This window comes from Streptomyces griseorubiginosus (assembly GCF_017614965.1).
In the GTDB taxonomy this organism is placed as follows: domain Bacteria; phylum Actinomycetota; class Actinomycetes; order Streptomycetales; family Streptomycetaceae; genus Streptomyces; species Streptomyces griseorubiginosus_B.
The window spans coordinates 1-23,758 of sequence record NZ_WVUG01000030.1 but is presented as its reverse complement, the minus strand read 5'-3'; the positions used below and the strand labels follow the sequence as shown (position 1 = coordinate 23,758).

Sequence of the window (23,758 nt, the reverse complement as noted above, 5' to 3'; positions counted from 1 at the left end):
TTCACCCTCGGGACGAAGCGGTACGGGTGCGCCCGCCGACACCGGCGAGCGCGAGGAGCAGGGCCCAGGTCACCAGGAGACTGAGCACGGACACGGCGACGGACAGCTGGGCCTGCGATCCGCCGACGCTGTAGATCCACACGGCGAACGGCTGGAACCCCAGCAGCTGGGCGACCGTGAACTCGCCCAGCACCAGGGCGAGCGTGAGGAAGGCCGCGTTCAGCAGCGCCCCGCGCAGATTGGGCAGCACCGCCCGCACCAGCGCCTGCGGCCAGCCCGCCCCGCAGCTGCGGGCGGCCTCGACCAGCGTGCGCACGTCGACGGCCCGCAGCCCGGAATCCAGCGCCCGGTACACGAACGGCAGCGCCATCACCACGTACGCCAGGACCAGCACGAACGGGAAGGTCGGGTTCTGGATGGCCACGAACGTCTCGAACAGCGGAGTACGGGACAGGTGGTCGGGGCCCCATTTGAGCACCGTGGCGATCCCGGCGACGAACGCGATCGGCGGCACGACCAACGGCAGCGAGCACACCACCTCCACCACCGGCCGCAGCCGGGGCGCGCCCAGGCGCAGCGCGACCATCGCGGGCACCATCAGCAGCAGCACGATCGCGATGGTGGCCAGCGCGAGTTCCAGCGACAGCAGCAGGCTGGAGCCGAAGCCGGCGGTGGAGACGATCTGCGAGTAGGCGTCGAAGGTGACGCCCTGCCCCGGCACGTCGACCGTGAAGACCACGGACGCGGCGAGCGGGACCAGGAAGTACAGCGCGGCAAGGCCGAGGACGACCCACCGCCACACGTTCAGGCGTCGAGCCATCGCGCACTCCGTCGTTGCAGGGGCAGATAGACGGCCATGACCAGACCGGCGACCAGGACCATGTCGAGGCTGAGGGCGAGCGCCACGTTCTCCTGGCCGACCAGCACGTTGCCGGAGATGGCGTCGGCGATCTGCAGCGTCACCAACGGCACCGAACTGCCCACCATGGCCGCGGCGGTGGCGTACGCGGCGAAGGCGCTGCCGAACAGAAGCACCAGCCCGCCCAGCAGCGACGGCAGCAGCACCGGGAGGGCGACGTGGCGCCAGTACTGCACGGCCGTGGCGCCGTTGTTCTGCGCCGCCTCCCGCCACTGCGAGCGCAGGCCCTCCAGCGCGGGCGTGATGGTCAGCACCATCAGCGGGATCAGGAAGTACAGGTAGACGATGACCAGGCCCCAGAAGCTGTACAGGTCCCAGCCCTTCTGGGTCAGCCCCAGGTGCCGGGTCAGCACACCGGCGTTGCCCAGGGTCGCCACGAAGGCGAACGCCAGCGGGACACCGCCGAAGTTCGCCAGCACCCCGGACGCGGTCAGCACCGCCTCGCGCAGCGCGCGGAAGCGGGAGGTGACCACCACCTGCGCGAGCGGCAGCCCGAGCAGGGTGCCGAGGCCGGCCGAGACGGCGGACAGCTTGACGCTGCCGAGCAGCGCGGTCAGGTAGGCGCCGCGCAGCGAGGTCGTCAGGTTCCCGGTGCCATAGGAAGTGGCGCCCGTGGCCTGGTCCTTGATGCTGAAGGCGCCGTTCAGCATGGCCACCGCCGGCAGCCCGAAGGCGATCGCGGTGAACACGAGGAGCGGGACGACGGCCAGCCAGCCGGGGACCCGGCGCCGCCGCTTCACCGAGGTGACCGGCGGCGCCACGTCCACGCCCGTGAGGGTGGCCGTCATCCGGAGACGGCCTTCGCCCAGCCCTGCGCGATGACCGTCTTGGCCTTGCTCTGCTGGGCCTCGGACGGGAAGGACGGCGTACCGGTGACCTTCGGCAGCTTGGCGGCGGCCTCCTTGTCGAGGGTGCCGGCCTTCTCCAACGCCGCCATCAGGGCGGGCCGGGCGTAGCCCTTGAGCCACAGGTTCTGGCCCTCGGCGCTGTAGAGGTACTCCTGCCACAGCCGGGCGGCCGCCGGGTGCGGGGCGTCCTTGTTGATGGCCTGGGAGTAGTACTGCGCGTACTGGCCGTCGGAGGGGATGGCCACCTTCCAGTCGACGCCATTGGACTTGAACTCGTCGGCGTAACCGGCGTTGAGGTAGTCCCAGTCGATGCTGATCGGCGTCTCGCCCTTCTCGACGGTCGCCGGAGTGGACTCCACGGGGGTGTAGTTGCCGTTCTTCTTCAGCTTGGCGAAGAAGTCCAGGCCGGGCTGGATGTCGTCGAAGGAGCCGCCGCTCGCGAGCGCGGCCGCGTACACACCGCCGAAGGCCGACCCCGACTTGGTGGGGTTGCCGTTGAGGGCGACCTGGCCCTTGTACTGGGGCTTGAGCAGGTCCGCGAACGTGGTGGGGCAGACCTTGACGCGCCCCGCGTCGCAGCCGATGGAGATGTAGCCGCCGTAGTCGTTGTACCAGCGGGCCTGCGGGTCCTTCTGCCCGGCCGGGATGTCGGCGTACGAGGTCACCTTGTAGGGCGCGAGCAGGCCCTGCTGGGCGGCGCTCAGGGCGAAGGAGGAGCCCAGGTCGAGGACGTCGGGCGCCCGGTTCTGGCCCTTGCGGGAGGTGACGGCGTTGATCTCGTCCTGGCTGGAGCCGTCGGGGTTCTCGACCTGGATCTTGATGCCGTACTTCTTGGTGAAGCCGTCGATCAGGGCGCCGTAGTTGGCCCAGTCGCGGGGCAGCGCGATGGCGTGCAGCGTGCCCTCCTTCTTGGCCGCCTTGACCAGGGCGTCCATGCCGCCGAAGTCGGCCGCGGAGGTGGCGGTGGCGGCGTTCTTGCCGTCGGCGGTCGTCGACGCGTTGTCGGGAGCGGCGCCGCAGGCACTCAGGGCGAGCGCGGCTACGACGGCGAGGGAGCCGGCCAGGGCGGCTGTTCTCGGCTGGGACACGGTGACTCCAGAAAGGGGGTGCAGGGGACGCACAAGACTCGAAACTTGTCTGAACAAGTTGGCCTCAGTAAGGCGTCCGATGGTGTCGTGTCCGTAAACAATGGCGAAACCCTGGACCCTGATTTCCTGCACAGTTCTGGGTGGGCGCGATCAGCGTCTCGACTCGATTACGCTGATCACGCTGTGCACAACGGCCGAATCGGAGGGAAGCGATGCCGGCGCGACACGAGGAGATCGCCGACGAACTGCGGAGGGCGATCGACCGCGAGGAGTACACGGTCGGCAGCAGGCTGCCCGCCGAGACGGAACTCGCCGCGCACTACGGCGTCTCGCGCGGCACCGTGCGCCAGGCCGTCGCCGCGCTGACCGCGGAGGGTCTGATCGGCTCCCGCCAGGGCGCCCGCCGGGTCGTGCTGGCCAGCCGCCGCAGCCAGAGCTTCGCCGAACTGCGCAGCTTCGCCCAGTGGGCCCACGCCATGGGCCGCGAGGCCACCGGCCACGTCGTCGCCCAGGAGTACCTCCCCGCCACCGCGCAGGACTCCGCCCGCCTCCAACTGCGCGAGGGCACACCGGTGTTGCACGTCCTGCGGGTGCGCGGTCTGGACGGCGAGCCGGTGCTGCTGGAGCGCACGGTGTACGCCGACTGGATAGCGCCCGCCGTCGAGACCATCGATCCCGACGCCCCCTCGGTCACCCAACGCCTGTACGAGAGCACCGGTCTGGTCTTCGCCTACGGCGAGCACGTCATCGACGCGGTCGCGGCCGGTGCCCAGGACGCCGAACTGCTCGGCATCCGCCGTACCAGCCCCCTCCTGCGCGTACGTCGGGTGACCACCACCCGCGAGGGGCGCCCGGTGGAGTGGTCGGACGACCGCTACCGCTCGGACGCCGTGAGCTTCAGCGTGCACAACTCGATCGACAACAACGCGCTGGCCCGCAAGACCGCGGACTGAGCCGGCGTCCACGCCGGGACGTCACAGGTCCAGGACCAGATCCCCCGACGGCCGCGAGCAGCAGATGAGGGCGTTTCCCTCGGCGGGTTCGTCGAGGGGGTCCGGCATGTACGCGACCCGGCCCTGGAGAAGGACGGTCTCGCAGGTGTGGCAGACGCCGGTGCGGCAGGACCAGCGGGTGGGGACGTCACAGGCCTCGGCCAGGTCCAGCAGCGTGCCGTAGCCGGAGTCCCAGGGCACGGTGATGCCGCTGCGGGCGAAGGAGACCGTCGGCCCGGTTCCGTCGCCCGGCGGACGGGCCGGGACGTGCGGGGTCCGGGCGGAGGTGGGAAGGAGACCCGGCCGGATGGCGGCCAGGGCTCCGAAGGGCTCGGTGTGGACGCGGGCCGGGGCGATGCCCGCCTCGGTCAGGGCGTCCGAGACGTCCCGCATGAATCCGGCCGGTCCGCAGACGTACGCGTCGGCGTCCGCGGGCAGGTCGAGGCCGCGGATCAGGGCGGCGGAGAGACGGCCCGCCACCGTGTAGTCCACGCCGAGCCGGTCGCCCTCGCCCGGTCGGCTGTAGGCGATGCAGGCGCGCGCGGACGGCAGGCGGTCGAGCAGGTCGCGCACCTCGCGGGCGAAGGCGTGGTCGTGTCCGTTCCGGGCTCCGTGCAGCCACCACACCGGGCGGGACGGACCGGCCTCGGCCAGTGCGTGCAGCATGGACAGCACCGGCGTGGCTCCCACGCCGGCGGACGCCAGGACGACGGGGGTCGGGCCGTCGGCGAGGACGAAGGTGCCGCGCGGCGCCGCGACATCGAGTACGTCTCCCACCCGCGCGTGGCCGTGCAGATGTGTGCTGGCGAGCCCGTGCAGCTCCTGCTTCACGCTGATCCGGTACGTGGGCGCACCGGGACGCCCGGACAGGGAGTAGCTGCGGATCACCGGCGGCCCTCCAGGATCCGGCCGCAGGCGCACGGTGAGGAACTGTCCCGGTCGCGCCGGCGGAAGGGGGTGGCCGTCGTCCGAGGCGAGGGTGAGGGAGAAGACGCTGCGGCTCTCGCTGTCGATCCGGGTGATCTGCAGGGGCCGGAATCCCGGCCAGGCCGGTGGCGGGCTCGTCGCGGCCGCCGTCAGCCCCCGGTTGCCTCCGGCGGCGCCCTCGCCGTCGGCGTCGTCGAGCAGAGCCCGCAGGGAACCCTGCCAGCCCGGACTCAGCGCGGGGATGCGCAGCCCGCGCAGCAGTTGCTCTCGGGGATGACCGGGGAGGTAGAGCAGGGCGTCCATCTCCGCGACCGTCATGGCTTCGGGGCCGGTGGAGATCTTGACGATGTCGTCGCCGGCCTGCACCTCGCCCTCGGTGATCACCCGCAGGTAGAAGCCGGGACGGCCGTGGGCGACCAGCAGTGCCGCCATCCGCGGTTCGTCCATCCGCAGCCCCACCCGGTAGCAGGTCACCCGGGGCTGGGTGACCTCGAGGACCGCGCCGCCGATCCGGTAGCGGTCGCCGATGCACACCTCACGGTCGGAGAGGCCCTCGACGGTGAAGTTCTCCCCGAACTGCCCATGGACGAAGTCGTCCCGGCCCAGATGTTCCTGCCAGTACCGGTAGGACTCCAACTGGTAGACCAGCACGGCCCGTTGCTCACCGCCGTGGCCGCCGAGATCGCCCTGTCCGTCGCCGTCCACGTTGAGCCGGCGCACCATCCGGGGGCCGGTGACGGCCTGCTTCCACACCCCGGTCCGGACGGTCGTCCCGTGCCAGGGGACGTCCCGGGGCATGCCGACGTTCACGGCGACCAGAGTGGCCAAGGGTCCGCTCCCTCCTGCCCGCGCAGTGCCCCCATCGTTCCACCGCACGCCGGTGTCCGCAGGACATGTCCCGTACGGTGTGCCGGTGGAACGGATCCTGGTGGTGGGTGTCACGGGCGCGGGCAAGTCCACGCTGGCTCATTCCCTGAGCCGGCGTCTGGATCTGCCGTACCACGAAATGGACGCGTTGTACTTCACCGGCCCCGGGTGGGCCGTCAACGGCGAGCTGGTGGAGACGGTGTCCCGGATGGCGGCGGAACCCCGGTGGATCGTGGACTCGCTGGGATATCCCGAGGTCCGCGACCTGCTGTGGGACCGGGCGGACACGGTGGTGTGGCTGGACTATCCGCGCCGGGTCGTCATGCCGCGCGTCCTGCGCCGCTCGCTGCGGCGTTCCCTCACCCGCGAGGTCCTCTTCGGCGGCAACCGGGAGACCTGGTCGGGCTGGCTGAGCAGGGAGCACCCGGCCTGGTGGGCGTGGACGCAGCACACCTCACGCCATCAGGAGATCGCGCGCCGCTCCGCGGACGGGCGCTTCGCGCCCCTCGACACGGTGAGACTGCGCCACCCCCGCGACACGGCCGCCTGGCTGGCGGCCCTGTAGGCGGTCAGCGCACGGCAGGACGCGCGAGCAGATCCGTGGCGTGCCGTCGTACGACCTCCCAGCGGTCGTCGTTGAGCGTGCCGACGGCCGTCTCACGCAGCGTGGTGAGGGCCTGCTCGGGCCCGGCGTCGCAGACGGCCGCACCGGCGAGGACCTCGTAGCCGTCGCGGGCGGCGAGACGCAGGAGGAGGCGGCCGTCCGGGCCGCGGTGCACCGCGCCGGCCACCACGAACGGCGGCGGGCCGCCCGCCTCGCCGGCCAGTTTGCGGTAGGCGCTGGTGACGGGGTCGGACCAGTGCAGGCTCAGCAACAGGTGCTGCTTGGCGAGGACTTCGGCGAGGTCCGTCTCCCGTGCCCCCTCCGGCTCCAGGACCGTCGCCCGGGCGTCGAGCACCAGGGCGGCGGGCAGCAGACAGCGCAGGGTGCTGCCGACGAGGTTGCCGCCGACGGTCGCGGTGCGGCGTACCGCGCCGGTGCCGACGGAGGCCGCCGCCTCGCGGAGGACCTCGGGAACACGCTCGTCGATCCGGTTGAGCACGACGGCGCCGCCCAGGGTGCCGGGCGCGATCACGGTGGCCTCCGGGACGTTGCGCAGGGACATCGCCTGCTCGGGGAACCCGTCCCGTTGCCAGCTGGCCCACACCAGCGTGGCCCCGCCGACGGGCACCGCTCCCTGAGCCATGCACTCCTGCGCTTCGGACACGGACTTCGGGAAGACGCAACAGCACGGGAGCCGACCTGCTTTCACGACGGGTTGAGCACCGACACAGCGCATCGTCCCCGTCCCGGTGGAGGCGCGTACAGGGCTCACTGGTTCATCGCGTGCGCCCCCCGTGGCGGTGGGCGAAACGGGGGTGTCATCGGCATGAGGCAGGATGGGCGCGTGGAGCGCAACACGTCCGCACTGATCGTGCGCCATGCCCCGCTGCGGAGCGCGACCGCGGCGGTCCTCACCCTGCACGGCGGCCAGGAGGAGAGCCGTCGTACGGCGCGCCCCTGGCAGGTCGCCGCGCTCCGCATGCACCCGGTGCTGCGGGCCGCCGCGGCGACGGCGGCGCAGGACGTCCTGCTGGGGCAGGTCCGCTACCGCTACCGGGGCTGGAACGACGGCGACCCCGCCGAGGACGCCCTGCGCGCCCTCGACGACCTCCAGGAGCTGACGGCCGGTGCGCCCGTCGTCCTCGTGGGCCACTCGATGGGCGCCCGGGCCGCCCTGCGCGCCGCGGCCCACCCGACGGTGCGGGGCGTGGTGGCGCTCGCCCCGTGGTGTCCGCCCGAGGACCCCGTCGACCAGCTCGACCACGTCCGCACCGTGCTCCTGCACGGCGACCGCGACCGGGTGACGGCCTACGCCGACTCGGTCGACTACGTCCACCGGGCCCGCGCCGCCGGAATGGCGGCGGGCCTGGTGGCGGTACGGGGCGGGGACCACGGGATGATCCGGCGCAGCGGCGACTGGCACCGGGCCACCGCCGAGGTGGTGACCCAGATGCTGCGGCCGGATCCGGTGGCCGGCGGGCTGGCCGCCGAGGCCTGCGCGGCGGAGGGCGCCGTACAGCTCTAGCGGTGTCAGCGCTGGAGCGGTGTCAGCGCTGTTGCGCTGTCAGGAAAGGCCGGACAGAACACCGCAGTTGGAGGTGGCGGCCTTGCCGTCGAGCCGGTCGGTCAGCCACGCGATCGCGTCGCCCTGGTCGGTCAGCAGCGGCGTGAAGTGGTTGATCAGCGCGCTGCCCAGGTTCGGCAGCGCGATGGGCTTGTACGTCACGTCGGCGCCCTTGGCGCACCAGTCCACGGCGAGTTGCCGGGCCTGCGCGTGCGGTACCAGGTTGTCGCTGGTGCCGGTGGACACGCGGACCGGCGAGGACGGTTCGATCCTGCCGATGCGCTGCTGGTCGAGGAAGGCCGTGAGCGCCGGCTCCGACTGGATGATGTCGCTGATGGAGCGGCCGTCGGTGGTCCAACCGGTGCTGTGCTTGCCGTTGTAGGCGAACAGGGCGTCGCCCACGCACATGGTGGAGAGGTCCGCGAGGGCCGCCTTGCCCTTCGTGTTGAGGTGGGCCTCGGCGATCGGCTTGAGGGCGGGGTCGGACTGCAGGAAGCCGTTGACGGACCAGCCCAGCGCGCCGGCGAGTTCACTGCCGTCGATGGCCTTGGTGACCTCCACCAGGTCGGCGGGCGGGGCGCCCGCGGAGGTTCCGGCGAGGGTGACGTCCGGGGCGTAGGCCGGCTGGAGTTCGGCGGCGGCCGCGGTCGCCCCGCCGCCCTGGCTGTAGCCGAAGAGGGCCACCTTCGAGGTGCGGGTGAGGGACGTTCCGGGCAGTGAGCGTGCGGCGCGGACGGCGTCGAGGACGGCGTGGGCCTCGTCGACGCGGTTGACGTAGGTGTGCAGCCGGTCCGTGGTGCCGAGGCCGGCGTAGTCGGTGACGACGACGGCGACGCCCTCGGCGAGCAGGCGGTAGATCGCCAGGTCCTCGTAACCGATGGACACCGTCTGTCCGTTGGCCGTGAGCGGGTGCTCCAGGCCGAGGGAGGCGGCGCACTGGTCGCCCTGTCCCATGGTGCCGGGTGCGACGGCGACCAGCGGCCGGTCGCCGGTGCCCTTCCAGGCGGCGGACGGCTCGATGTAGGCGCCGGTGACGGCCATCGCCTCGCCGCGCGAGTCGGTCGACTTGTACATCAGGCGGGTGGCGGTGCCGGGCAGGGGGCCGTTGACGCCGGGCAGGCTCAGCGCGAGGGGCAGCGGTTCGCTGCGCACCAGGGCGCCGTCGGCCGAGGGGAGGGTGGCGGGCGGGTTGTAGAACTCCGGGATGGTGACACCGCGGGAGACCACGGCCTCGGTGGGCGACGCGGCGGCTGCGGGTACGACGGTGGCGCCGAGACATGTGGCGGTCGTGACGGCCACGGCGAGCAGACGTGCGGAAACGGGCATGACGGACCTCCGAAGTGGGGGGAGGCCGAGCCTCGATCTGCGGCTCGGGCGTCCTGCGGCCCGGTGGGGCAGGGGCCGACGGCACGAGGCGCGGTCGTCCCACCGCAGCTCGCGCACTCTTAGACGAAGTGTCAGGACCGTACCCGCGGGGGTGTTACCGGCGGTACCCCCGAGTAGGTTACGTTTCAGTAATATAGGCGTCCACGGGATGTCACAAGCCTGTGGGCAGCAATTCGTTCAGCCGCGTGCCCTGGCCCCAACGCCTGAGGAGGGAGCCGTCCAGCAGACAGGTCCTGCCTTGCCGCCGCGCCCACCGGACGTCGCGCGCGCCGAACGAGCCGCGGTGCACGACCAGGTGGAGCGGCGACTGGCCGTTCTCCCGGTGGGTGTGCGGATGGGGCAGGTCCTCGTCGGGCAGGGGCTCGGCGACCGGCCGGAAGGCGACGTCCAGCCGGCGTCCGCTGCTGTCCAGGGCGCACAGCCGCGGCCGGTCGGCGGCCGGCAGCAGCCGTACCCGCCACCCGTCCCGGCGCAGCATCCGCGCCACCGCCAACGCGAGTCCCTGGGTGTCGAGTTCGAGGAGTTCCTCGGGCGTGTAGTACCCGAGGCGCCGACGCATGACCGGGCCCTGGCGCCGCACGACGACCGTTACCGCGATGGCCAGGACGACCACACCGGCCAGCGGAACCCCGATCCCCGCGGCCCGGTATCCCAGGGCCAGCACGGCGACCACCGCGCACACCACCACGACCAGTCCCGCCAACGCCGGCAGGACGTCACGAAAGCGCGGGCCGTCGGGTGCCTCGGCCAGCGGGGCGCGTACAGGCTGACGTCTCTGTGGGTGACGCGATGAGAAGGGCCCGGAAGTCCACCCTCGGCCTGCCACAGTGTCAGCCCCCCAACGCCGCCTGCCTCGACCTCCGCAGGAATACCCAGCGCGCGGTGGCTCGCCGGGCCGGGGGAGGGAATCCGGCCACGTGCCATGCCCTGCCGTCATCCGCTCTTGGGGCGTGCGGGACCGGCGAGCAGCAGGTGCTCCACGGCCTCGTACCGCTCCCGCTCCCGCCTGGTCGCCCTTCTGCCGGACAGCAGGGTGCCGAACAGGCCGCACAGGAAGCCCGCGGGTACGGAGACCAGGGCCGTCGTGGTGAAGGGGAACCAGTTGAAGTCGACGTCGGGAAAGGCTGATTGAGGTGTACCGGAGACCAGGTTGGTGCCGGTGATCAGGACGAGCACGCTCATGCTGCCGCCGATCAGGGTGCACAGCAGTCCGGCGCGGGTGTAGCGCCGCCAGAAGAGGCTGTAGACGAGTGCGGGCGCGATGGCCGAGGCACCCAGACAGAACGAGAGGGTGGCCAGCGGCTGGAGGCTGCGGTGCTGGGCGAGCACGGCCAGCGCGATCACCGGCAGGCCCACGGCCAGGGCGGCCAGCCGGGCCAGGGCCGTCTCGCGCTGCGGTGGGGTGGGCCGGCGCGTGGCGACGACGTCGTGGGCCAGGGAGTTGGCGCAGGCCAGGGTCATGCTGGCCACGGACGCCAGCAGCGTCAGGAAGATCGCCGTGGTGACCGCGGTGAACAACAGGCTCTCCGCGTGCGAAAGGCGCATGCCGAACGCGGCCCGCGCGCCCAGCAGATAGGCGGTGTTGCCGCGCGGATCGGCGGCGGCGACGCCCGTGCTCCCGATGAGGGCCGTGGCACCGACGGCCACGACGGTGATGACGGCGATGAACAGGGTGACCGTCGACACCGCCCAGGACATCGCGCGCCGCACCTGCCGCGCGCTGCCGGCGGTGTACATGCGCATGGTGACATGCGGCAGACAGGCTCCGCCCAGCACGATGGCGCACTGGGTGCTGACCATGTCCAGGCCGCGGTGCGGCCCGCTCGCGAACTGCAGGCCGTAGCGCAGGTAGCCGTCACCCGCCCCGCTGCGGTGTGCCGCCGCCTGGAACAGGGTGCGCGGACTCCAGCCGAAGGTGTGCAGCACGAGCGCGGCGACGACCAGCCCTGACCCGAGCAGCACCACCGTCTTGAGGATCTGGATCAGCGCGGTGCCCCGCATCCCGCCGATCGCCGCGTAGGTGATCATCAGCGCTCCGGCCCCGACGACGCAGCCGGTGCGCATCGCGCTGTCGTGGAAGCCGAGGATGAACGCCAGCAGCTGTCCCACGCCCGCCAGTTGGACGACCATCATCGGCACGAGCGCGGCCAGCGTCACCGCGCACGCCGTGATGCGCACCGCGCGCCCGGGCAGGCGCCGGCCCAGCGCGTCGCCCATGGTGAACCGGCCCGTGTGATGCAGGGGTTCGGCCAGCAGGACCATCAGGAGCAACAGCGACAGCAGGGTGCTCAGGGCCAGGACGACCCCGTCGTAGCCGCACAGCGCGATGACCCCGCCGATGGTGAGCACGGTCGCGGCGGAGATGTAGTCGCCGGCGATGGCCAGGCCGTTGCGCAGCGGCGACAGGGAGCGGTAGCCGGTGTAGAACTCGTCGAGGTCGTCGCGGTCGGGGCCGGTGAGCACGCACAGCAGCAGCGTGAGGGTGACGACCGTGGAGAACGCCACCAGCGACCAGGACTGCGCGGTGCCGTCGAAGTCGGTCACGGCCGCGGCTCCCCGTCGACGGTGCCGTGGGCGTGCCGGCGCACCTGCCGGGCCAGTGGGTCGACGTACCGGCGTGCGGTGAACTCGTATACGAGCACCGCCAGCCAGGTGACCGGGAGTTGGACCAGGGCGAGCAGCAGTCCGGTGGGCAGGCCGCCGGGCGCGGGGCGGGTCATGACGGACGGGCGGGCGACGGTCAGGGTGAGGAAGGCGGCGAAGTAGCCGAGGGCGGCGAACGTGGCCACGCGGCGCAGTCGGCGCGCCGCCCGGCGCAGCAGCCGCAGGTCCCGGTGCGGGCCGGTCCACGAGCGGGTGGGCACCGGCAGCCGCCGGACCTCGCGCGGAGCGGGGGAGTGGGCGGCGGGGGAGACGAAGGCGTGCCGGCCGGGCCGGTGTTGCGCCGGGTATAACTCGGAGCTGTCGGAGGACATCCCAAGATCTCCTGGTGGGTCAGGGCCCAAGAGGTGCGGACCGCGGGGACGTGGGGGAGCGGTTCGGGATACCGCACGCTATGCGGGCGGCGGACCGCGCGCAGCGACTTCCGCCGAACTCCCTGGTGAGGGCCCGTCCGGCCGCTGACCTCGGATGTTGCGTCTGTGACAGGTGTGGCGGGTGCCCATCGGAGTGCTCGGCCGGACGAGGGCGCGTCGAACTGGTTTGCGTGACGGGCGAGCGGCCGGCGACAGGGCGGACTCGCCCGTTCCGCACCGCAAACACCTGAATTCGTCGCTGTACGCCCCTGGCCGACAGGCTCTACTCACCGGTATACAAGCCCAGTTGAACGTGCGACGACCGTGCGCGGCCGCGTTCCGCCCTGACGGCTCGGACCAGGAGGTCTCCATGAAGCGTGACACGCAGCCGGCCGTATCACCGTCAAGACGCCGACGGGCCACGGCAGTTGCGGCCGCCGTCGGCAGCTGCGCCCTCGTCCTGGCCGCCGGGACCCCGGCCACCGCGCACGGCTCTCCCGGCGGACACAAGAAGACGGAGTACGTGGCGCTCGGCGACTCCTACACCTCGGGTCCCGTGATCCCCACCCAGGTCGACGCCAACTGCGCCCGCTCCGACCACAACTACCCCTCGCTGGTCGCCGCCGAGCGACAGGGCACGGTCCTCGACGACGTCAGCTGTGCCGGCGCGACGACCGAGGAGATGTGGAAGCCGCAGGGCACCAACGGCCCCCAACTCGACGCGGTGGAGCGCGGAACCGACCTGGTGACCGTCCAGATCGGCGGCAACGACATCGGCTTCGGCTCCATCATCGCCACCTGTGCCCAGCTCTCCGCCCAGGACCTCGCGGGCAACCCCTGCCAGCGCCACTACACCGCCTCCGGCGTCGACCAACTCGCCCTCGCGGTGCTGCAGACCGCGCCGAAGGTCGCCCGGGTGCTCAGGGCCGTGCACGACAGGGCGCCGCACGCGCGTGTCGTGGTCGTCGGCTACCCCGACCTGCTGCCCGACGACGGCAGCGGCTGCTACCCCACGGTGCCCTTCGCCGCCAAGGACTTCCCCTATCTGCGTGACACCGAGAAGCGGCTCAACCTGATGCTCCGTCTCACGGCATTCTTCAACCACGCGGAGTACGTCGACACCTACGCGCCCACCCGGGGCCACGACATGTGCAAGGCGCCCGCCGACCGCTGGATCGAGCCCCTGCGGCCGGCCTCCCCGGCCGCTCCCGCCCATCCCAACGCCAAGGGCGAGGCGGCGATGGCGGGAGCGGTGCTCGAACGGCTGGACCGGGGCCACGGCCGCTGAAGCAGCGGGCCGTCGGCGTGAGCCGGTGAGTCGGGGGCATTCGGACCCCACACGGTACGAGACCCCCGACCCACCGACTGGACGGACATCATGCTGGCGATCCTCTCCGCGGTCCTGTTCTTCATCGCGTTCCTCATCAACGCGGCCGACATCTCCACCAACGACACCTTCACCTCGACCAACGTCATGCTGCTCGGGCTGACGGCGCTGGCCCTGCACGTGGCGGGCATCGGCAGCGGGTGGAACTGGCGCAGACGCTGACGGCGGGTCGTTGCTTCGTTGGGCGCAGCATGACGTGCGAGCGGGCGCGACTGCGGGTCAGATGGCTGATGTGCAACCAAACACCCGCAGGCGCGCCCGCTCGCGCATACGCCCGACCGCCGTCACGGCCGGTCTCCTCCTGGCCCTGTCCACCCTGCCGATCGCGTCCGCGTCGGCCGAGTCCATACCCATACCCGTGCGCGGCAGCGCCTACATGGGCATGGGCGTCCTCGCCCACGACGGCGCCGACACCCGGGCGGACGCCGCCCCGCTGACCCGCTCCGCCCAGACCGAGGGCGTCGACGTCTCCAGCTACCAGGGCAACGCCTCCTGGTCCACCCTGTGGAGCAGCGGCGTCGGCTGGGCCTACGTCAAGGCCACCGAGGGCACCTCCTACCGCAACCCGTACTTCGCCCAGCAGTACGGCGGCTCCTACGACACCGGGATGGTGCGCGGCGCCTACCACTTCGCCACCCCCGACACCAGCAGCGGCACCGCCCAGGCCGACTACTTCGTCGACCACGGCGGCGGCTGGTCCGGCGACGGAAAGACGCTTCCCGGCGCCCTCGACATCGAGTGGAACCCCTACGGCGACTCCTGCTACGGCAAGTCCAAGAGCGGCATGGTGTCCTGGATCCGGGACTTCGTGAACCGCTACAAGGCCCGCACCGGGCGCGCCGCCGTCATCTACACGGCCACCAGCTGGTGGAGCACCTGCACGGGCGACTCGGCCGCCTTCGGATCCACCAACCCCCTGTGGGTGGCCCGCTACGCCTCCTCGGTGGGCGCGCTCCCGGCCGGCTGGTCCTCGTACACGATGTGGCAGTACACCTCCTCCGGCCCCACGGTCGGCGACCACGACAGGTTCAACGGTCCCAAGGACGAGCTGCGCGACTTCGCGGCCGACTGACCGTTCACGACGGCGTGTTGTGGCGGGGCCGTGCCGCCTCCTGGCCGTCGGCGGACGCGGTGGGACGCTCGTACTCCGCGTGATGGGCCCCGCGCAGCGCGGAGGCCAGCGCCGAGATCAGGGCCATGCCCGCCGCGACGCCGAACACGATGGTCAAACCGTGGTGGAACGGCCCCGATACAAGGCGCGGGAAGAACGTGTGGCCCGTCAGGGCGGCACGTTGGCTCATGGTGACCTGGTCGAGGACGCCGCCCGATCCGAGCAGATGCTCGATGGGGTTGTTGCCGAGGAACGTCGCGAACAGCGTGCTCACCGGCGGCAGCGAGGCGGCGTGCTCGGCCGCGCCGGCCGGCACGCCGTGCGCTTGAAGACCGCTGGTGAGCGTGGCGGGCAGCGAGGAGGCGAGCCCCGACACCATCAGGGAGAAGAACACCCCGATGGACAGGGCGGTCCCGGAGTTCTGGAACGTGGACCGCATGCCCGAGGCCACCCCGCGGTGCTCGGGCGGCACACTGCCCATGATCGAGGACGTGTTGGGCGAGGAGAACATGCCCTGGCCCAGCCCGTTGAGCAGCAACAGCGCCGCGAACGGGCCGTATGCGAAGTCGACGGGCAGCGCGAGCAGGCCGAGGAACGAGCAGGCGACCAGACACAGACCGGCGGTGGAGAACAGCCGCGCGCCGAACCGGTCGGACAGATAGCCGGACACGGGTCCCGCGAGCAGGAAACCCACGGTGAGCGGGAGCATGAAGATGCCCGCCCACAGCGGGGTGTCCTCGAAGTCGTAGCCGTGCAGCGGCAGCCAGATGCCCTGCAGCCAGATGATCAGCATGAACTGCAGCCCGCCGCGCGCGATCGCCGTCAGCAGCGCGGCCAGATTGCCCGCCGTGAAGGCGCGCACCGTGAACAGGGCCAGGTGGAACATCGGTTCGGCGACCCGCGTCTCGATGAGGCAGAACGCCAGCAGCAGGGTCACGCCGCCGATCAGGCCGGCGAGGACCCAGGGATTCGCCCAGCCCGTGGCGCTGTCGCCGTAGGGCTGGATGCCGTAGGTGATGCCGGCCAGCAGGATCCCGGCGCCGGCCGCGAAGGTGAGATTGCCCAGCCAGTCGATGCGGCCGCGCCGGCCCGACGCGGTCTCACGCAGGCTCAGATACGACCAGATGGTCCCGGTGACGCTGACCGGGACGCTCACCCAGAACACCGCCCGCCAGTCGACGGCGGCGAGCAGACCGCCCGCGAGCAGGCCGAGGAACTGGCCGGCGAGCGCGGTGATCTGGTTGATGCCCAGCGCCATGCCGCGCTGCCGGGCCGGGAAGGCGTCGGTGAGGATGGCGGCCGAGTTGGCGGTCAGCATGGAGCCGCCGAAGGCCTGCACGATCCGCCACAGGATCAGCCACAGCGCCCCCGCCCCGGCCCGGAACGGGTCCAGTGACAGCGCCACGGAGGCGCACGCGAAGATGAGGAAGCCGAGGTTGTAGATCCGGACCCGGCCGAACATGTCACCCAGCCGGCCGAGCACGACGACCAGCACGGCCGAGACCAGCAGATAGCCCAGGATCATCCACAGCAGATAGCCGATGTTGCCCGGCGCCAGCGGGTCGAGGCCGATCCCGCGGAAGATCGCGGGCAGCGAGATGATCACGATGGAGGCGTCCATCGTGGCGATCAGCACGCCGAGCGTGGTGTTCGACAGCGCGACCCATTTGTAGCCGGGCCCGGCCGGGGCGTCCTTGCGCCGCGCGATCACAGCCGCTCCGCCAGTCGGTCGAGAAGGGGCAGGGCCGCGGCGAGAGTGGCGCGCTCCTCGGCGCTGAAGCCCTCCAGGACGGCGCCCAGCCGGTCCACCGACTCCGACCGCCGCTCGGCCAGCATGGCCCGCCCCTCCTCGGTGACGGCCACGATGCTGCGCCTGCCGTCCGTGGCGTCGGGGGTACGGCGGACCAGGCCGCGTCGTTCCAGCAGCGCGAGCGTGCCGGCCATCGCCTGCGGCCGGACGCGCTCCATCTCGGCGAGCGAGGTCGGCGAGTCGGGGCCGTCGGCGGCGAGCCGGGCCAGGACCGACACGCCGGACAGCGACACATCACCCACGGCGTGGGCCTGCCGCAGCCGCCGGGTCACGCGTCCCACCGCGAGCCGCAGGTCGGAGGCGAGCCGGACGCTGTCCCGCGCCTCGCGCCCACCCTCTGGGGATGCCTCTGTCCACGTCTTCATAAGTAGTAAGGCTAGGTTTATCAGCCTGGACTGCTCAATCAATTGTTAGTAAATGCCCACGGGGCATGCTGGACGCGTGGAAGCGACGACACGCACACACCCCGCCGGGCTCTTCGTCGGCCTGTGCACCCTCGACGTCATCCAGTTGGTGGATCACGTCCCGGGCTCGGACGAGAAGCTCAGCTCGCGCGAGCAGACCATCGCCGCGGGCGGCCCGGCGGCGAACGCGGCCGTGGCCTTCACCCACCTGGGCGGCAGGGCGCGTCTGCTCACGGCGATCGGCTCCCACCCCCTGGGCCGTGCCGTCACGGCGGATCTGCGACAGCTGGGCGTGACGGTGACCGACCTGGCGGCGGAGTCGACCGAACCGCCCGCCGTCTCCTCCGTCCTGGTCACCGCCTCCACCGGTGAGCGGGCGGTCGCCTCGACCAACGCCACCCGCCACCGCCTGACCCCGCCCGCCGACCTCGACGCCCTGGTGGCGGCCTGCGACATCGTCGAACTCGACGGACACCACGGGAAACTCGCCCTGGCCGCCGCACGCGCGGCCCGCTCCGCCGGCCGTACGACCCTTCTCGACGGGGGCAGCTGGAAGGACGGGACACAGGATCTGCTGCCGTTGATCGACGTCGCCGTCTGCTCGGCCGACTTCCACCCGCCCGGCACCCGCACGCCCGCCGACACGCTGCGGTACCTGCGGGAACACGGCGTCACCTGGTCGGCCGTCAGCGCGGGAGCGGGGCCCGTCGAGTGGGCGGGACCCGACGGCTCCGGAACGGTGGAGGTGCCCGCGGTGCCGGTCGCGGACACACTGGGCGCGGGTGACATCCTGCACGGTGCCCTCGCCCATCACCTGGCCGGACCGGGCGACCTGACGTCACGGACCTTCGCCGACGCCCTGCGTCAGGCGGCCGCAGTGGCCTCCAGGGCGTGCGCCTCCTTCGGCACCCGCGCCTGGATGCGCGGAGCGTGACACTGTGTCGGCCGGAACGTGTTTGCCGTCGCATCGAGCGGCAACGCGGATTCCATGAGCCCATCGAACAACGACACGAGTCGAGATTCCGGATCCGCGCGCAGCACGGCCGCCAAGGCCCGCCGGACCACCGCGAAGGCGACCGCTCCGGCCTCCAAGGCCGCGGACAAGGCCGCCGAGAAGACCGCTGACGTGGCGTCGACCGCCGCGGACACGACCGAGCGTGCGGCGGGGACGACCGCCGCGGTCGCCCAGTCCGCGACCGAGCGTGTCGAAGCCGGCCGCCAGGCCGTCATCGCCGCCTCCGGTCAGGCCGCCGCCGTCGCCAAGACGGCGTGGGTGGCGATCGCCCACCGCAAGGCCCTCGCGGCGGGCGTGGGAGCGGGCCTGACGGCGCTCGGCGCCACGACGTACGCGGCGGGCCGCCGCGCCGGCCGTCGCTCCCTCGGCCCGATCACTCGTCTGACCGGCGGCCGTATCTGACGCGCGACGAGCGACCGGGCACGGAGCGGTCGGTCGACGACCTGATCCGTGCCCGGCTCTTTCCGGCGGTCCGTCAGCAGGGCCCCTCGTCCTGCCAGACTCCCCAGTCGGAGGCGGTGGGCACCTCGTTCTGCGTCCACCACTTGGCCTTCCAGTTGTGCCGGTTGTACGACACCTCGTCCCCGGCGGTGTACACCGCGCTCGAACTCCAGGCGGTCTTGCACCCGGTGGGCGGCGGAGGGGGCGTGGGCGTCGTGGACGGCGGTGTGGCACCCGCGAACTTCACCGAGTACTTCGCGAAGTCCCAGGAGTTCTGCGCCACGCTGGAGCAGGTGCCGGACGTACGGCCGCCGTTGTCGACCGGGCTGCACTGGCGGTCCCGGTTGAGGGACCAGAAGGTGAAGCGGTCCATGTTGTGGGCCGTGGCGTAGTCCAGCACGGTCTGGAAGTCGGCCTGGGTGAAGATCTCCCCGGAGTCGCTGCGCCCGTTCATGCCGGAGAAGCCCTCATGGGCGTACGCCGTCGCCTGGTCCCAGCCGAAGGTGGACTGCAGGATCGCGTTGAAGTCGGTGAGCGCGCTCGTCTGCGAGGCCGCTCCGTTGAAGCCGCCGTCGAAGGGCATGATGGAGAAGTTGTTCGGGGTGAACCCCTGCGACTTCGCCTCCAGCAGCATCTGCTTGCCGAACCAGCCGGTGCCGTCGGCGGTGCCGGCGGTGGTCACGGAGACGTACAGGCCCGGGTTGTTCTGCTGGAGTATCTTCGCCGCCCCGATCTCGTTCCTGATGGCCGCGGTGTTCTCGTACTCCGGCTCCTCCAGGTCGAAGTCGATCGCGTGCAGCCCGTACTTGGTGATGACCTGCTGGTAGGCGGCTGCCGTCGCGGCGGCGTCCGAGCAGGTCTGCCCGAGCTTCGTGCCGCCGTAGCCGCCGACGGAGATCGAGACGTCGCCGCCCTTGGCGCGGATGGTGTCGATGACGGACTGCACGGCGGTGTCCGAGGAGACTGGTGCCGTACCGCCCCAAGTGGGGGAGCAGCCGCCGCCGTTGGGGGCGAGGACGAAGGCGAGCTGGAAGGCCTTGAGGCCGGTGGCGTCCATGATGGCGGCGGGGTCGGGCGGGTCGTTGTCGAGCGGCATGAGGTACGGAGCCGCCGCGTACCAGCGGTTGTCGAGCGCGGTGGTCGCGCCCGAGGCGTGGCCCGCGACCAGGGCCGTGGTTCCGGCGGCGGTCAGCATGACGCCGGTGGCCGCGCCGAGACATGCGCGAAGGCGTTTCACGGTGTGCCTCCTGTGAAGTGGGGGTGCCCCAGCTTCGGGTCGTCCCGCCGGCCGCGTCCATACCTCGGTCTAGACCAAAGCGCCTTTTGGTCTAGACCATACCTTGGCTTTACCGTCGGGAGTGCGGTGCGGGCGTCAACGGGTGTGGTGAGCGGGGCGGTTGAGGTGCGATAGGATGAACGCAGAGCGAGCGGCCGGGGAACTCCCGCCACTTGGTCGTGCGTTGGTGGTCCAAGGAAAGACGCCCCGCTTCCTGCGGGGAAATGCAGGTGCAAGGCCTGCCCGGCGCTCTTGTGGGCCCCGCTCCGGTAATTCCGGTGCGGGGCCCTTTCGTTGCTTCCGACACCCCGTCATGCGGACACCGGCACGGGGCACTCGTACGCCCATGAAGGCGATGCCCTCAACACCCGCGCTGCTGCTCGCGGCGGTCCTGCCCCTCCTCGCGGTGACCACGGCGTGCGGCGACGACGCACACGAGGCGTCCCGGACCTCGGCCGCCGCGACCTCCGCGCGCCCGGCATCCGGCGACCACCTCGTCATCACCACCGACAACGGCCTGCGCCTGCGTCCGGCCGACGGACACCGTGTCACCGTCGACGACCACGTCCACACCGCCTGGTCCCACCACGACCACATCTGGACCCTCGACCTGTCGTGCTCGGGCCCGTGCCCCCGCATGCCCTACGTCAAGGTCCCCGACGGCATGAGCGTCACGGTCGGCGCCCGCAACGCCGGCATCGACGCGGCCGGGATCGCGGCCGCGCTGGACCTGACCACCGTCAACGGCGACGTGACCGTCACCCGCGCCGGAGACGACACCGCCACGCTGCGCCTGACCACCCGCAACGGCTCGGTGCGCGCCGACGGACTCGCCGCGGACCGGCTGCGCGCGAGCACCGTCAACGGAGACGTGACGCTCGCCTGCACCACCGCCCCCTCGGGTGTCTCCGCGACGACCACCAACGGCTCCGTCGACGTCACCGTCCCGCACGACCCTCCCGCCTACGCCGTGACGGCCGGGACACAGAACGGCCGCACCTCGGTCGACGTGCCCACGCACAACGCCCGCACCGGCCCTACCATGACGCTGACCACGGTCAACGGCGACATCGACGCCCACCAGGAGTGAACCCGCGCCCGCCCCCACTCCCCGCACCACGTCACGGGACACTCCCGCCTCTCCGGGTACCCGCCGCACCGGTAACCCGGTCCGCGAAGGAGGAGCAGTGCCGACCCAGGCGAACGACACACCCGACCCACGACGCTGGAAAGCGCTGTGGGTCACTCTGGTCGCCGGGTTCATGAGCCTGCTCGACGTCACGATCGTCGCCGTGGCGCTCCCCTCCATGCAACGCGACCTGCACGCCTCCGCCCCCGCCATCCAGTGGGTGGTCTCCGGCTACGCCCTCGCCTTCGCCCTGGTCCTGGTCACCGCGGGCCGCGTCGGCGACGCGATCGGCAGACGCCGCATCTACCTCCTGGCGCTGACCGCGTTCGTCGTGTGCAGCGCCGCCGCCGGCGCCGCCCCCTCGATCGCCCTGCTCGTCGCCGCCCGCCTCGCCCAGGGCGTCGCCGCGGGCTGCCTCGCCCCCCAGAACTCCGCGTTCATCCAGCAGATGTTCCGCGGAGCCGAACGCGGCCGCGCCTTCGGCCTGTTCGGGGCCACCGTCGGCATCTCCAGCGCCATCGGCCCCGTCGTCGGCGGCCTCATCCTCACCCTGGCCGACGGTCCCCAGGGCTGGCGCTGGATCTTCTACGTCAACGTGCCCATCGGCATGGCCGCCCTGCTGCTGGGCATGCGCCTGCTGCCCAGCACGGCCCCGGGCCACCGGGAACGCCTCGACCTGGGCGGCGTCGCCCTCCTCGGCTCCGGCGTCCTCGCCCTGATGCTCCCCCTCGTCCTGGCCGAGTCCGGCGGCGTACGACGGCTGTGGTGGCTCTTCCCGCTGGGCCTCGCCCTGCTCGCCGTCTTCGCGCGCTGGGAGCGGCGCGTCCTGGCCCACGAGGGCCAGCCGCTGCTGGACCCCCGCCTCGTCACCACCGTCCGCGGATACGCCATCGGCGCGGGCATCGCCACCCTGTACTTCATCGGCTTCAGCGGCGTATGGCTGGTGTTCGCCCTCTTCTTCCAGAACGGCCTGGACTACTCGCCGCTGCGCTCGGGACTCGCGGTGACCCCCTTCGCCCTCGGCTCCGCCCTCGCCGCCGCGATCGCGGGGCGCCTGGTCGACCGGCTGGGCAGGCTGCTCACCGTCTGCGGCCTCATCGGCGTCACCCTCGGCCTCGGCGGCACCGCCCTGGTCCTGCGCCTCGCTCCGGCCGACGTCGCGACCTGGCTCACCATCCCCGTCCTCTTCGTCGGCGGCGTGGGCAGCGGCTGCGTGATCTCTCCCAACGTGACCATGACCCTGCGGGACGTACCCGTCCGCATGGCCGGGGCCGCCGGCGGCGCCCTGCAGACCGGTCAGCGCCTGGGCGGCGCCATCGGTACGGCGGCCCTGCCCGGCGTCTTCTACCTGGTCCTGGGCGCGGCGCAGCACGACTACCGGACCGCCGTCGCCACCGCCGTGGGCCTCGGCGTCCTGCCCGTCCTCGCCGGTCTGACCCTCGCCGTCCACGACTGGCGCCGCCACCGCCGCCCGAAGCGGGAGCCCTGTCCCCCCGAGGTCTCCCACAGCCACCTGCACGCCGGCCACGGCTGAATCAGCGGCGCGTGTGCAACGCTCCCCTGTTTCGTCGCGGTTACCGGTGCGTCCGCCCGGAGAATCGATGGTCAAGAGTTGTCCATGACCGCTTGTGGGCCGTCCGATACCGCCAGATCATTGGCCAAATCTCGCCTGTCGGTACGAGCACACAGGAGCCCTGGTGACTGCTGGCCCCACCACCTTCGAGCCGGCCCCGCCGCCGGCGGCCCAGACCGAACGGCAGAAGCTGCGCAAGCACTTCGGCCGTTTCGACATCCTCTTCTTCCTGTTGTGCACCATCGTCGGCGTCGACACCATCGGCAGCGTCGCCTCCAACGGCGCCGAGGCGTTCACCTGGCTCCTCGTGCTGGCCGCCGTCTTCTTCGTCCCCTCCGCGCTGCTCACCGCCGAACTCGGTGCCGCCTTTCCCGACGAGGGCGGCCCCTACATATGGACCAGCCGCGCCTTCGGACGCCTCGCCGGAGCGGTCAACAACTTCCTGTACTGGATCACCAACCCGGTGTGGCTCGGCGGCACCCTGTCCGTCTCCGCCGTCACGGCCTACACCACCTTCTTCAACGACGGAAAGGACCTGAGCACCCCGGCCTTCTACGTCTTCACCCTCCTGTTCGTCTGGGTGGGCGTGCTCGCCGCGATCCTCTCCTTCGACATCGGCAAGTGGATCCCCACCCTCGGCGCCTGGAGCCGCTTCGTGCTGCTCGGCCTGTTCACCCTCACCGTCGTGATCTACGGCATCAAGCACGGCCTGCACGGCTTCGGGGGCGGCGACTTCTCCCCGACGTACGCCGGATTCGTCGCCCTGGTGCCCGTCCTGATGTTCAACTACGTCGGCTTCGAACTGCCCAACACCGCCGGCGAGGAGATGACCGACGCCCAGAAGGACGTCCCCTTCGCCATCTTCCGCAGCGCCGTCCTGTCCGTCCTGCTCTACGCCCTGCCGATCCTCGGCATCCTGCTCGTCCTGCCGGTCAAGGCCATCACGGGCCTCGGCGGCTTCCTCGACGCGATGCGGCAGGTCTTCACCGTCTACGGCGGCCACGTCTCCGCCGACGGCGGCGTCACGCTCAGCGGCGCCGGCACCGTGCTCGGCGACCTGTCCGCGATCATGTTCATCCTCACGGTGCTCTCCTCCGGCGTCACCTGGGTCATGGGCTCCGACCGCGCCCTGGCCGTCTCCGGCTACGACGGCGCGGCCCCGCGCTTCCTCGGCGTGATCTCCAGCCGCTTCGGCACCCCGGTACGCGTCAACATCCTCAGCGGGCTGGTCTCCACCCTCGTCCTGGTCCTGGCCCACGAGCTCACCCACGGAAGCGCCGCGAAGCTCTTCGGCGCCGTCCTCGGCCTCGCCGTCTCCACCACGCTCGTCAGCTACCTGGGCATCTTCCCGGCCCTGCCGGTCCTGCGCCGCAAGGCCCCCGACGTCCCCCGCCCCTACAAGG

General features: G+C 71.8%; 23 protein-coding genes. 11 read left to right on the top strand and 12 right to left on the bottom strand.

What is annotated here, in order from left to right; all coding sequences use genetic code 11:
* Position 1: 1 nt before the first annotated feature.
* Genes GRC12_RS08830 through GRC12_RS08820 form a run of 3 tightly spaced genes read right to left on the bottom strand, consistent with a single transcriptional unit; the run spans position 2 to position 2,855 of the window.
* A complete protein-coding gene (locus tag GRC12_RS08830; RefSeq protein WP_208778625.1) occupies positions 2-820 on the bottom strand; it encodes an ABC transporter permease in 819 nt (272 codons plus the stop codon).
* Positions 805-1,707: an ABC transporter permease gene (locus GRC12_RS08825; RefSeq protein WP_208778624.1), complete on the bottom strand. Its 903-nt coding sequence runs from the start codon at positions 1,705-1,707 to the stop codon at positions 805-807. Before GRC12_RS08825 ends, GRC12_RS08830 begins: the two co-directional genes overlap by 16 nt.
* On the bottom strand, positions 1,704-2,855 hold the full coding sequence (locus GRC12_RS08820) for an ABC transporter substrate-binding protein (RefSeq protein ID WP_308286506.1): 1,152 nt from the start codon (positions 2,853-2,855) through the stop codon (positions 1,704-1,706). The genes GRC12_RS08825 and GRC12_RS08820 overlap by 4 nt, the downstream gene beginning before the upstream one ends.
* A 212-nt stretch (positions 2,856-3,067) precedes the next feature.
* On the opposite strand from GRC12_RS08820, the gene GRC12_RS08815 reads away from it, so the two are divergent.
* Complete coding sequence (locus GRC12_RS08815; RefSeq protein ID WP_208778623.1) at positions 3,068-3,808, top strand: GntR family transcriptional regulator; 741 nt, start codon at positions 3,068-3,070, stop codon at positions 3,806-3,808.
* 21 nt (positions 3,809-3,829) lie between these two features.
* Here GRC12_RS08815 and GRC12_RS08810 read toward each other — a convergent pair whose 3' ends face one another.
* A complete protein-coding gene (locus tag GRC12_RS08810) occupies positions 3,830-5,602 on the bottom strand; it encodes an MOSC and FAD-binding oxidoreductase domain-containing protein (RefSeq protein ID WP_208778622.1) in 1,773 nt (590 codons plus the stop codon).
* 85 nt (positions 5,603-5,687) lie between these two features.
* Between GRC12_RS08810 and GRC12_RS08805 the strand changes: the two genes are divergently transcribed.
* On the top strand, positions 5,688-6,206 hold the full coding sequence (locus tag GRC12_RS08805) for an adenylate kinase (protein WP_208778621.1): 519 nt from the start codon (positions 5,688-5,690) through the stop codon (positions 6,204-6,206).
* 4 nt (positions 6,207-6,210) lie between these two features.
* Here GRC12_RS08805 and GRC12_RS08800 read toward each other — a convergent pair whose 3' ends face one another.
* Positions 6,211-6,888, bottom strand: a complete 678-nt coding sequence (locus GRC12_RS08800) for an FAD binding domain-containing protein (RefSeq protein WP_244372416.1) — start codon at positions 6,886-6,888, stop codon at positions 6,211-6,213.
* Positions 6,889-7,089: 201 nt separating this feature from the next.
* On the opposite strand from GRC12_RS08800, the gene GRC12_RS08795 reads away from it, so the two are divergent.
* Positions 7,090-7,770, top strand: coding sequence for an alpha/beta fold hydrolase (locus tag GRC12_RS08795; protein WP_308286504.1), 681 nt, complete (start codon positions 7,090-7,092; stop codon positions 7,768-7,770).
* Positions 7,771-7,809: 39 nt separating this feature from the next.
* Here the strand turns inward: GRC12_RS08795 and GRC12_RS08790 are convergent, their stop codons facing one another.
* The 4 genes from GRC12_RS08790 to GRC12_RS08775 form a co-directional block, all read right to left on the bottom strand.
* Positions 7,810-9,135 carry an alpha/beta fold hydrolase gene (locus GRC12_RS08790; RefSeq protein ID WP_208778619.1) on the bottom strand — a complete coding sequence of 442 codons (1,326 nt, stop codon included), beginning with the start codon at positions 9,133-9,135 and terminating at the stop codon, positions 7,810-7,812.
* 211 nt (positions 9,136-9,346) lie between these two features.
* Positions 9,347-9,898 carry a hypothetical protein gene (locus GRC12_RS08785; RefSeq protein WP_244372413.1) on the bottom strand — a complete coding sequence of 184 codons (552 nt, stop codon included), beginning with the start codon at positions 9,896-9,898 and terminating at the stop codon, positions 9,347-9,349.
* A 230-nt stretch (positions 9,899-10,128) separates the two neighbouring features.
* Entirely contained in the window at positions 10,129-11,739 is a 1,611-nt protein-coding gene (locus tag GRC12_RS08780) for a sodium/solute symporter (protein ID WP_208778617.1), read from the bottom strand.
* A complete protein-coding gene (locus GRC12_RS08775) occupies positions 11,736-12,170 on the bottom strand; it encodes a DUF485 domain-containing protein (protein WP_208778616.1) in 435 nt (144 codons plus the stop codon). Before GRC12_RS08775 ends, GRC12_RS08780 begins: the two co-directional genes overlap by 4 nt.
* Positions 12,171-12,579: 409 nt before the next feature.
* Between GRC12_RS08775 and GRC12_RS08770 the strand changes: the two genes are divergently transcribed.
* The 3 genes from GRC12_RS08770 to GRC12_RS08760 all read left to right on the top strand — a co-directional run bounded on the left by GRC12_RS08770 (position 12,580) and on the right by GRC12_RS08760 (position 14,668).
* Positions 12,580-13,497, top strand: a complete 918-nt coding sequence (locus GRC12_RS08770; protein WP_208778615.1) for an SGNH/GDSL hydrolase family protein — start codon at positions 12,580-12,582, stop codon at positions 13,495-13,497.
* A 90-nt stretch (positions 13,498-13,587) separates the two neighbouring features.
* Positions 13,588-13,758, top strand: coding sequence for a hypothetical protein (locus GRC12_RS08765; RefSeq protein WP_208778614.1), 171 nt, complete (start codon positions 13,588-13,590; stop codon positions 13,756-13,758).
* Positions 13,759-13,819: 61 nt separating this feature from the next.
* On the top strand, positions 13,820-14,668 hold the full coding sequence (locus GRC12_RS08760) for a lysozyme (RefSeq protein ID WP_208778613.1): 849 nt from the start codon (positions 13,820-13,822) through the stop codon (positions 14,666-14,668).
* A gap of 4 nt (positions 14,669-14,672) precedes the next feature.
* Here GRC12_RS08760 and GRC12_RS08755 read toward each other — a convergent pair whose 3' ends face one another.
* Positions 14,673-16,418 carry an MFS transporter gene (locus GRC12_RS08755; RefSeq protein ID WP_208778612.1) on the bottom strand — a complete coding sequence of 582 codons (1,746 nt, stop codon included), beginning with the start codon at positions 16,416-16,418 and terminating at the stop codon, positions 14,673-14,675.
* Positions 16,415-16,882, bottom strand: a complete 468-nt coding sequence (locus GRC12_RS08750; protein ID WP_208778611.1) for a MarR family winged helix-turn-helix transcriptional regulator — start codon at positions 16,880-16,882, stop codon at positions 16,415-16,417. The genes GRC12_RS08755 and GRC12_RS08750 overlap by 4 nt, the downstream gene beginning before the upstream one ends.
* Positions 16,883-16,934: 52 nt before the next feature.
* On the opposite strand from GRC12_RS08750, the gene GRC12_RS08745 reads away from it, so the two are divergent.
* Together GRC12_RS08745 and GRC12_RS08740 are read left to right on the top strand one after the other, a co-directional pair.
* Positions 16,935-17,855: a PfkB family carbohydrate kinase gene (locus GRC12_RS08745; protein ID WP_208778610.1), complete on the top strand. Its 921-nt coding sequence runs from the start codon at positions 16,935-16,937 to the stop codon at positions 17,853-17,855.
* A 54-nt stretch (positions 17,856-17,909) separates the two neighbouring features.
* Positions 17,910-18,338 carry a hypothetical protein gene (locus GRC12_RS08740; RefSeq protein WP_244372410.1) on the top strand — a complete coding sequence of 143 codons (429 nt, stop codon included), beginning with the start codon at positions 17,910-17,912 and terminating at the stop codon, positions 18,336-18,338.
* A 73-nt stretch (positions 18,339-18,411) separates the two neighbouring features.
* Here GRC12_RS08740 and GRC12_RS08735 read toward each other — a convergent pair whose 3' ends face one another.
* Positions 18,412-19,614, bottom strand: coding sequence for a carbohydrate-binding protein (locus tag GRC12_RS08735; protein WP_208778608.1), 1,203 nt, complete (start codon positions 19,612-19,614; stop codon positions 18,412-18,414).
* A gap of 394 nt (positions 19,615-20,008) precedes the next feature.
* Here GRC12_RS08735 and GRC12_RS08730 point away from each other — a divergent pair, with 394 nt between their 5' ends.
* The 3 genes from GRC12_RS08730 to GRC12_RS08720 form a co-directional block, all read left to right on the top strand.
* Positions 20,009-20,743, top strand: a complete 735-nt coding sequence (locus GRC12_RS08730; RefSeq protein WP_244372407.1) for a DUF4097 family beta strand repeat-containing protein — start codon at positions 20,009-20,011, stop codon at positions 20,741-20,743.
* 97 nt (positions 20,744-20,840) lie between these two features.
* Positions 20,841-22,316, top strand: a complete 1,476-nt coding sequence (locus GRC12_RS08725; RefSeq protein ID WP_208778606.1) for an MFS transporter — start codon at positions 20,841-20,843, stop codon at positions 22,314-22,316.
* A 163-nt stretch (positions 22,317-22,479) separates the two neighbouring features.
* Positions 22,480-23,758, top strand: a 1,279-nt coding sequence (locus tag GRC12_RS08720; RefSeq protein WP_208778605.1) for an APC family permease, incomplete at its 3' end; no start/stop codon positions are given.

Coding starts and splice junctions, on each gene's coding strand:
- GRC12_RS08765 (WP_208778614.1), top strand. CDS start 13,588: ATGCTGGCGATCCTCTCCGCGGTCCTGTTCTTCATCGCGTTCCTCATC.
- GRC12_RS08770 (WP_208778615.1), top strand. CDS start 12,580: ATGAAGCGTGACACGCAGCCGGCCGTATCACCGTCAAGACGCCGACGG.
- GRC12_RS08750 (WP_208778611.1), bottom strand. CDS start 16,882: ATGAAGACGTGGACAGAGGCATCCCCAGAGGGTGGGCGCGAGGCGCGG.
- GRC12_RS08825 (WP_208778624.1), bottom strand. CDS start 1,707: ATGACGGCCACCCTCACGGGCGTGGACGTGGCGCCGCCGGTCACCTCG.
- GRC12_RS08800 (WP_244372416.1), bottom strand. CDS start 6,888: ATGGCTCAGGGAGCGGTGCCCGTCGGCGGGGCCACGCTGGTGTGGGCC.
- GRC12_RS08730 (WP_244372407.1), top strand. CDS start 20,009: ATGCCCTCAACACCCGCGCTGCTGCTCGCGGCGGTCCTGCCCCTCCTC.
- GRC12_RS08830 (WP_208778625.1), bottom strand. CDS start 820: ATGGCTCGACGCCTGAACGTGTGGCGGTGGGTCGTCCTCGGCCTTGCC.
- GRC12_RS08740 (WP_244372410.1), top strand. CDS start 17,910: ATGAGCCCATCGAACAACGACACGAGTCGAGATTCCGGATCCGCGCGC.
- GRC12_RS08790 (WP_208778619.1), bottom strand. CDS start 9,135: ATGCCCGTTTCCGCACGTCTGCTCGCCGTGGCCGTCACGACCGCCACA.
- GRC12_RS08745 (WP_208778610.1), top strand. CDS start 16,935: ATGCCCACGGGGCATGCTGGACGCGTGGAAGCGACGACACGCACACAC.
- GRC12_RS08815 (WP_208778623.1), top strand. CDS start 3,068: ATGCCGGCGCGACACGAGGAGATCGCCGACGAACTGCGGAGGGCGATC.
- GRC12_RS08775 (WP_208778616.1), bottom strand. CDS start 12,170: ATGTCCTCCGACAGCTCCGAGTTATACCCGGCGCAACACCGGCCCGGC.
- GRC12_RS08760 (WP_208778613.1), top strand. CDS start 13,820: ATGGCTGATGTGCAACCAAACACCCGCAGGCGCGCCCGCTCGCGCATA.